5 protein-coding genes are annotated in these 7,473 nt (G+C 72.9%); 2 read left to right on the top strand and 3 right to left on the bottom strand.

Features of this window, described 5'->3' with window-relative positions; translation table 11 throughout:
- The coding region (locus ACTWP9_RS05555; RefSeq protein WP_443244823.1) for a carboxylate--amine ligase at window positions 1–1,448 on the top strand (1,448 nt) is incomplete at its 5' end.
- Complete coding sequence (locus ACTWP9_RS05550) at window positions 1,433–2,764, top strand: NAD(P)-binding domain-containing protein (protein WP_443244822.1); 1,332 nt, start codon at window positions 1,433–1,435, stop codon at window positions 2,762–2,764. The genes ACTWP9_RS05555 and ACTWP9_RS05550, both read left to right, overlap by 16 nt.
- 138 nt (window positions 2,765–2,902) lie before the next feature.
- Here the strand turns inward: ACTWP9_RS05550 and yicI are convergent, their stop codons facing one another.
- The 3 genes from yicI to ACTWP9_RS05535 are packed head-to-tail and all read right to left on the bottom strand — an operon-like array spanning window position 2,903 to window position 7,472.
- Entirely contained in the window at window positions 2,903–5,248 is a 2,346-nt protein-coding gene (gene yicI, locus ACTWP9_RS05545; protein ID WP_443244821.1) for an alpha-xylosidase, read from the bottom strand.
- Entirely contained in the window at window positions 5,245–6,678 is a 1,434-nt protein-coding gene (locus ACTWP9_RS05540; protein WP_443244820.1) for a GH1 family beta-glucosidase, read from the bottom strand. Before ACTWP9_RS05540 ends, yicI begins: the two co-directional genes overlap by 4 nt.
- Window positions 6,675–7,472, bottom strand: coding sequence for a carbohydrate ABC transporter permease (locus ACTWP9_RS05535; RefSeq protein WP_443244849.1), 798 nt, complete (start codon window positions 7,470–7,472; stop codon window positions 6,675–6,677). Before ACTWP9_RS05535 ends, ACTWP9_RS05540 begins: the two co-directional genes overlap by 4 nt.
- Window position 7,473 lies beyond the last annotated feature (1 nt).

Genomic DNA, 7,473 nt, shown 5'->3' with positions numbered 1-7,473 from the left:
GGACATGCCCCATGCCGTCGTTCGCCACGGACGTGCCCGCGCTGCTGCTGCGCCTCGATCCGAACCCGTACCACCACGGCACCCTGGGCGCCGCCCGGTCGCTGGGGCGTGCGGGGCTGGAGGTGCACGCCCTGCTCGGCTCGGCGAGCGGACCCGTGGGCAGTAGCCGCTTCCTGCACCGGGTGCACACCCTGCCGAGTGCCGCGGCCCGCGCGGGCGGCTCGGGGGCGGACGATGCGCTGTCCGAGGCGAAGCTGGAACGCGCGCTGCTCGACGTCTCCGATGCGGTCGGCAGGCCCGCCGTGCTTCTGCCGCTGGACGACCACGGGGCGATCGCCGCAGCCCGGCTGGCGCCCCGGCTCGGCGGGCGCTATCTGCTGCCTGCCGTCGAGCCCGGGCTGCCCGCCCGGCTCGCGGACAAGGCCGAGTTGGCCGCCGTCTGCGCGCACGCAGGGATCGCCCACCCCACCACCGTGCTGCCTGGCAGCGCCCACGAGGCGGGCCGCGCGGCGGCGGCGCTCGGTCTGCCGGTGGTGGCCAAGTGGAGCCGCCCCTGGCTGTTGCCGACCGGTCTGCGCAGCACCGCGCTCGTCCGGACGGCGCCGGAAGCGGCGCGGCTGTTCGAACGGTCCGAAGAGGCAGGCAGCGCACTTCTGTTGCAGCGCCGACTGCCGGACGCGCCGGGTGTCGACTGGTTCTTCCACGGTTACGCGGCGGAGGGCGGCCGGTTCCTGGTCTCCGGTGCGGGCCGCAAGGAACGCTCGTGGCCGCCGTACACGGGCCTGACGGCCGTCGGCCGCCGGCTGCCCAACCCGCCCGTCGAACAGGCGGCGGCGCAGCTGTCGGCAGCGCTGGACTACCGCGGCATCCTCGACCTCGACTTCCGGCTCGATCCGGCGACCGGCGTCCACCACCTGGTGGACTTCAACCCGCGGCCCGGCGCCCAGTTCCGGCTCTTCACCGACGAAGCGGGACTCGACGTGGTCCGGGCCCAGCATCTGCATCTGACCGGGCGGCCTGTACCGGGGGCATCCGTCGGCCGGAGGCCCGGTGAGCCGCGCGGCCCTGCCCAGGTGTTCGTCGTGGAGAACTACGCGCTGCTCGCCGCGCTGTTGGGCCCGCGCCCGCCCGGCGGCCCGGCAACTGTGCACCTGCCGCGCGGGCCGGTGGAGCGTGCCTGGTTCGCCGCCGACGATCCGCTGCCCTTCGCCGCGATGGCCGCGGGCTGGCTGGGGCGCGGCCTCGGCAAGGCCCTGCGCGCCGCGACGGCCGCCCGGAGACGGACGGTGGCCGTCCCGCACCCCGCCGCCGCACACACCGCGCACCCCGTGCGTCCCACACCCCCTTCGCCCCTCTCGCACTCCCCATCCAGCCCAGAAAGCCCACCCGTACGACACCCCAAGCCCACACCGCACACAGAGAGAAGGAACCCATGTACGACCTCGTAGTGGTGGGAGCCGGCCCCTACGGACTGTCCATCGCCTCGCACGCCGCGGCGGCGGGGCTGCGCCTGCGGGTGCTCGGCAGGCCGATGGCCTCCTGGCGGGACCACATGCCACGCGGCATGTTCCTCAAGTCCGAGCCGAGCGCCTCCGCCCTCTCCGACCCGGAGGGCACCCACACCCTCACCGCCTACTGTGCCGACCGGGGTATCGAGGTGGGGCACGGCCGTCCGCTGCCGCTGGACACCTTCGCCGAATACGGCACCTGGTTCGGCCGGCAGGCGGCGCCGCCCGCCGAGGAGATGACCGTCACGCACCTCGCCCCGCACCCCTCCGGTTTCCGGATCCGTACGGATCAGGGCGAACAGCTGACGACGCGGACCGTCGCGCTGGCCATCGGCGTCATGCCGTTCGCATATCGGCCCACCGTGCTGCGCGGTCTCCCCGCCGGTCTGGTCACGCACAGCACCCAGCATCGCGAGCTGACCCGGTTCCGGGGCCAGGACGTCACGGTGGTCGGGGCGGGGCAGGCGGCGCTGGAGACCGCGGCGCTGCTGGCGGAGGCGGGCGCCGAGCCGCGCGTGGTGGCCCGCGCGTCCCGCATCAAGTGGAACGCGCCGCCACGGCCGCTGGAGCGCGGCCGGCTCTCCAAGCTGTACGACCCGCACAGCGCGCTGGGCACCGGCTGGCCGACCTGGATGTGGTCGCGGCGGCCCGGCGCGGTACGGCGGCTGCCCGCGCCCGTACGGCTGCACATCGCCCGGCACGCCCTCGGACCGGCGGGTGCCTGGTGGTTGCGGGAGCGGTTCGAGCCGACCGTGCCGGTGCTGCTGGGGCACACCGTCACGGCCGCGGACCGTACGACCGGCATCCGCCGCGTGGGCGGCGGGCCGGGCGAGCGGGTCCGGCTGTGGCTGAAGGCGGCGGACGGGACGGCACGGACGCTGGCGACCGAGCACGTGGTGGCCGCCACCGGTTTCGTCCCGGATCTGTTCCGGCTGGGGCTGCTGGACTCCACGCTGCAGGAGACACTGCGCCGGGTCGGCAACAGCGGTGCCCCCTGGGTGAGCCAGGACTTCGAGTCCTCGCACCCGGGGCTGTTCTTCGCGGGGCTGCTGACGGCGCCGACGTTCGGCCCGGCGATGCGCTTCGTGCACGGCGCCGCCTTTACCGCACCTCGTCTGGTCGCGGGGGTGTGCCGCCATGTGGCGGCGCAGCAGCCCGCGGAGGTGGTCGATGCGGCCCCGTCCGCGCGGGTCGGGGTGCCGCGGTCCGCCGCCACGCCCGAGGCGGCGGACCGGGAGGTGAGGGTCACCCGGTGATGCGGTGCCCCCGGCGCGGGGTGCCCCTGTCCGACGCTTGCCGACTGCGGGTGCATCGTGGCTGAGCGCGCAGTTCCCCGCGCCCCTTCGGGGCGCGTCCCCTGCACTGTGCTGCCAGCCCTCCATGCCGGGCAAGCGTCAGGCGAGCAGTGCCGTCAGTTCCGTCGAGCCGTCGAGAGCCGTCAGCAGCGTACCCTCGTCGGTGTGACGGGCCGTCACGTCGACTCCGTCCGGGGCGTGGGCGCGGACGCCCACGAGCAGCAGGTGCCACGGTCCGGGCGCGCCGGTCGCCTCGACGGTGATCCGGCGCCCGTACCGCCGGGTGCGGAAGACGGCGTCGGCGGCGCGTGGACGCGGCACCCGGGTGGTCACCATGGCACCGTCGCCGAGGCGGTAGGCGCGCAGAGTGACCCCGTGCGCCCAGTCGCCGTCGGCGCGCTCGTCCCGCTCGCCGTACGGAAGTACCGCGCCGGGACGTACCAGCAGCGGCAGGCTGTCGAAGCCGTACTGCTCGCGCCGCCAGCCGGGGCCCGGTATCCGCTCGCCGGACATCAGATGGGTCCACTCGCCGTCCGGTACGTAGTACTCGACGGTGCCGTCCACGGTGAAGACCGGGGCCACCAGGAGGTCGTCGCCGAGCATGTACTGCCGGTCAATGGTGTGGCAGGCCGGGTCGTCGGGGAACTCCAGCAGCATGGCCCGCATCACCGGGGTGCCGTTTGCGGCGGCCTGCTGGGCGGCGCGGTAGAGGTAGGGCATCAGCCGGTGCTTGAGCCGGGTGAAGTCGCGGGTGACGGTGACGGCTTCCTCGTCGAAGTCCCAGGGCACCCGGTAGGACGTGCTGCCGTGCAGCCTGCTGTGCGAGGAGAGCAGTCCGAACTGCACCCAGCGTTTGAACAGCGCGGGAGCGGGGTCGCCCTCGAAGCCGCCGATGTCGTGGCTCCAGAAGCCGAACCCGGACAGACCGAGGGAGAGGCCGCCGCGCAGCGATTCGGCCATCGCACCGAAGGTGGACTCGCAGTCGCCGCCCCAGTGGACCGGGTACTGCTGGCCGCCGGCGGTCGCGGAGCGTGCGAAGAGGACGGCTTCGCCCTCGCCGCGCTCCTCGGTGAGGGTCTCGAAGACGGTGCGGTTGTACAGCTGGGTGTAGTAGTTGTGCATCCGCTCCGGGTCGGAGCCGTCGTGCCAGACGACATCGGTGGGCACCCGCTCGCCGAAGTCGGTCTTGAAGCAGTCGATGCCCTGGCCGAGCAGCCCGCGCAGCTTGCCCGCGTACCAGGCGCGCGCCTCGGGATGGGTGAAGTCGACCAGGCCCATGCCCGCCTGCCACAGGTCCCACTGCCATACGCTGCCGTCCGGCCGCCGTACGAGATGGCCGAGCCGGGCCGCCTCGTCGAACAGCGGGGACTTCTGGGCGATGTAGGGGTTGATCCAGACGCAGATCTTCAGGTCCTGTGCCCCGTTGTCCTCCTTGAGCCGCCGCAGCATGCCCTCCGGATCGGGGAAGACCTCCGGGTCCCAGGTGAAGTCGCACCACTGGTAGGCGCGCATCCAGAAGCAGTCGAAGTGGAAGACGCCCAGCGGGATGTCACGCTCGGCCATGCCGCGGACGAAGCTGCGGACGGTCTCCTCGTCGTAGGAGGTGGTGAAGGAGGTGGACAGCCACAGTCCGAACGACCAGGCCGGGGGCAGTGCGGGGCGGCCGGTGAGCGCGGTGTAGCGGTCGAGGATCTGCTTGGGGGTGGGGCCATGGATGACGTAGTACTCCAGCGACTGGCCCTCGACGCTGAACTGCACCTGGCCGACGGCCTCGGAGCCGACCTCGTAGGACACCTTGCCGGGGTGGTTGACGAAGACGCCGTAGCCGCGGTTGGTGAGGTGGAACGGGACGTTCTTGTACGCCTGTTCGCTGGCGGTGCCGCCGTCCGCCTGCCAGATGTCGACGCTCTGCCCGTTGCGGACGAACGGGGTGAAGCGCTCGCCGAGCCCGTAGACCAGCTCGCCGACGCCGAGCGCGAGCTGGGCGAGGGAGTGGTGGGCGCCCGAGGCCGTCGTGGCGTAGCCGGTGCCGCGTGCCTCCACGGAGGTGAGGGTGTGGCCGTCGGCGGTGAACTCCAGCCGGTACGGCGCCGCCGTGTCGACCCGCAACGTCAGGTCGCCGCTGGCCAGTTCGAGCAGCGAGCCGTCGTGGGTGACCTTGCCCGGCGCGTCGTCCTCGTCCTGGCCGGGGCGCAGTGCGAAGTGCGGGCCGCGGTCGACCGTACCGGCGTGGTGGGTGGTGCGGACGCCGATCACGCCCTCGGCGGGTGAGAAACACTCGACGGTCAGCAGCGGGCCGTTGAGGGTGTCGCCCCGGTGCCGGACGTGCCGTACGGGGGCGTAGAGGGTGAAGCCGTCGTCGGTGACACGGGCGTCGGCGATCTCGGTGGGGTACGACGCCTGGACGCCGTCGCGCATCAGCCAGTAGCCGTCGGTGAACTTCATCGGGCGGCCTGCTCTCCGGTGTGCTGTGCGGTGGGTGCTTGTTGCCGGGTGTGGTGCCGGTGGTGGGCGGCGATCAGGTCGCGGTACCAGTGGTAGCTGTCCTTGGGGAGGCGCCGCTGGGTCGGGTAGTCGATGTGGACGAGGCCGAAGCGCTGTCCGTAGCCACGCGCCCATTCGAAGTTGTCCAGCAGCGACCACACGTAGTAGCCGCGTACGTCGACGCCGGCGCGGATCGCGTCGGCCACCGCCGCCAGGTGGCCGCGCAGGTAGTCGACACGGTCGGTGTCGTGCACCCGCCCGTCGGGGGTGACGGTGTCGGCCTCGGCGGAGCCGTTCTCGGTGATCAGCAGCGGCGGCAGCGCCGGGTAGCGCGCCGTCAGGTCCGTCAGCAGGTCGGTGAGGGTGTGCGGGTCGACGGGCCAGCCCATGGTGGTGTGCCGTACATCGTCGCGGGGGCACTCGGCGACGCGGATGTCGGTGGCCGTACGGGTTGCCGGGTCCGGGTCACGGTAGGGCGCGTCGGCGACGGTGATCGGGCGGTAGTAGTTGATGCCGACGAAGTCCGACGGGGTGCCGATCAGCGCCAGGTCGCCGTCCAGGCGCCAGGAGCCGTCGGCCTGCGGCCCCCAGGTCTCCGCCGCACCGCGCGGATAGCGCCCGGCGAACAGCGGGTCGAGCCAGGTCTCGTTGTGCAGCGTCTCGGCCCGCCGCAGGGCAGCGTGGTCGGCCGCCGAGTCGGTGGCGGGCAGCAGCCGGTCGGGGTTGAGGGTGATGCCGGCCTCGGCCACTCCTGCCGCGCGCAGGGCACGCACGGCCAGCCCGTGCCCGACCAGCAGATGGTGTGCGGCGGCGAGGGCGCCGCGGCCCTCCCGCGCGCCGGGTGCGTGCCGGCCGGTGGCGTAGCCGAGGAAGGCGCTGCAGAACGGCTCGTTGAGGGTGATCCAGCGGGGTATCCGGTCGCCGAGCCGGGCGGCGACCAGCGCCGCGTACTCGGCGAAGCGCTGCGCCGTCTCCCGCACCCGCCAGCCGCCCCGGTCCTCCAGCGGCTGCGGCAGATCCCAGTGGTAGAGGGTGGCGGCCGGACTGATGCCCGCGGCGAGCAGTTCGTCGGTGAGCCGGTCGTAGAAGTCCAGGCCACGCCGGTTGGCGGGCCCGGTGCCGGTGGGCTGGACACGCGGCCAGGCGACGGAGAAGCGGTAGCTGCCGGCGCCCAGCTCGCGCAGCAGCGCGACGTCCTCGCGGTAGCGGTGGTAGTGGTCACAGGCCACGTCACCGCTGGCAGCTCCCTCGATCCGGCCGGGCTCGCGGCAGTAGGTGTCCCAGATGGACGGCCCACGCCCGTCCTCGTCGTGGGCCCCCTCGATCTGGTAGGCGGCGGTGGCGGCCCCGAAGACGAAGTCCGCCGGAAGCGCGGGGAAGGCGTTGCTCATTTGACCGACCCACCGGTGATCCCGGCGGCGATGTACTTCTGTGCGACGACCAGCAGCACCGCCGCGGGCACCGCGGACAGCACGGCGGTGGCCATGACGGCGCCCCAGTCGCTGACGTGGGCGCCGACGAACTGGTAGATGCCGAGTGTCACCGGCTTGACGTCGTCGGTGGTGTTGAGGGTCAGCGCGAACATGAAGTCCGACCAGGCGAACAGGAAGGTGAACAGCCCTGCCGTGATGAGGGCGTTGCGGCTCATCGGCAGGACGACGCGGACGAACGCGGTGAACCGGTTGGCACCGTCCACCAGCGCCGCCTCCACCACTTCGCCGGGGATGGAGACCATGAAGGCGCGCAGCAGCACGATGGAGAACGGCAGTCCGAGCGAGGCGTCGGCCAGGATCAGTCCGAGGTAGGAGTTGACCAACCGCAGCTCCGCGTAGGCGCTGTAGAGGGCGTTGGCGATGACGATGCCCGGCACCATCTGGGTGATGAGCGTGGTGAAGACGACGGCCTGTCCGCCGCGCAGCGAGAACTGCGCCAGCCCGTAGGCCGCGGGAGCCGCCAGAGCGAGGCACACCGCCACGGCACCCAGCGCGACGCCGAGGCTGGTGAGCAGGGACCGGCCCTGGCTGTCCAGCGCGGCGCGGAAGCTGTCGAGCCCCGGCGAGGTGGGGAACCAGTCCGCTTCGATGCCCGAGGACGGCTGCAGCGCGGTGACCAGCATCCAGTAGACGGGGAAGAGCAGCACGGCGAGGATCAGCAGCGCCGCTGCGGTGTTCCAGGCTCCGCGCATC

Source organism: Streptomyces sp. 3N207 (assembly GCF_052246355.1).
Lineage (GTDB): Bacteria > Actinomycetota > Actinomycetes > Streptomycetales > Streptomycetaceae > Streptomyces.
The sequence above is the reverse complement of the archived record's forward strand: the minus strand, read 5'-3'. Positions and strand labels throughout refer to the sequence as shown.

What these genes read in the sequence shown, in the direction of transcription:
- ACTWP9_RS05535 (WP_443244849.1), bottom strand. Translation starts at nt 7,472, where the DNA reads ATGCGCGGAGCCTGGAACACCGCAGCGGCGCTGCTGATCCTCGCCGTG.
- ACTWP9_RS05550 (WP_443244822.1), top strand. Translation starts at nt 1,433, where the DNA reads ATGTACGACCTCGTAGTGGTGGGAGCCGGCCCCTACGGACTGTCCATC.
- ACTWP9_RS05540 (WP_443244820.1), bottom strand. Translation starts at nt 6,678, where the DNA reads ATGAGCAACGCCTTCCCCGCGCTTCCGGCGGACTTCGTCTTCGGGGCC.
- yicI (WP_443244821.1), bottom strand. Translation starts at nt 5,248, where the DNA reads ATGAAGTTCACCGACGGCTACTGGCTGATGCGCGACGGCGTCCAGGCG.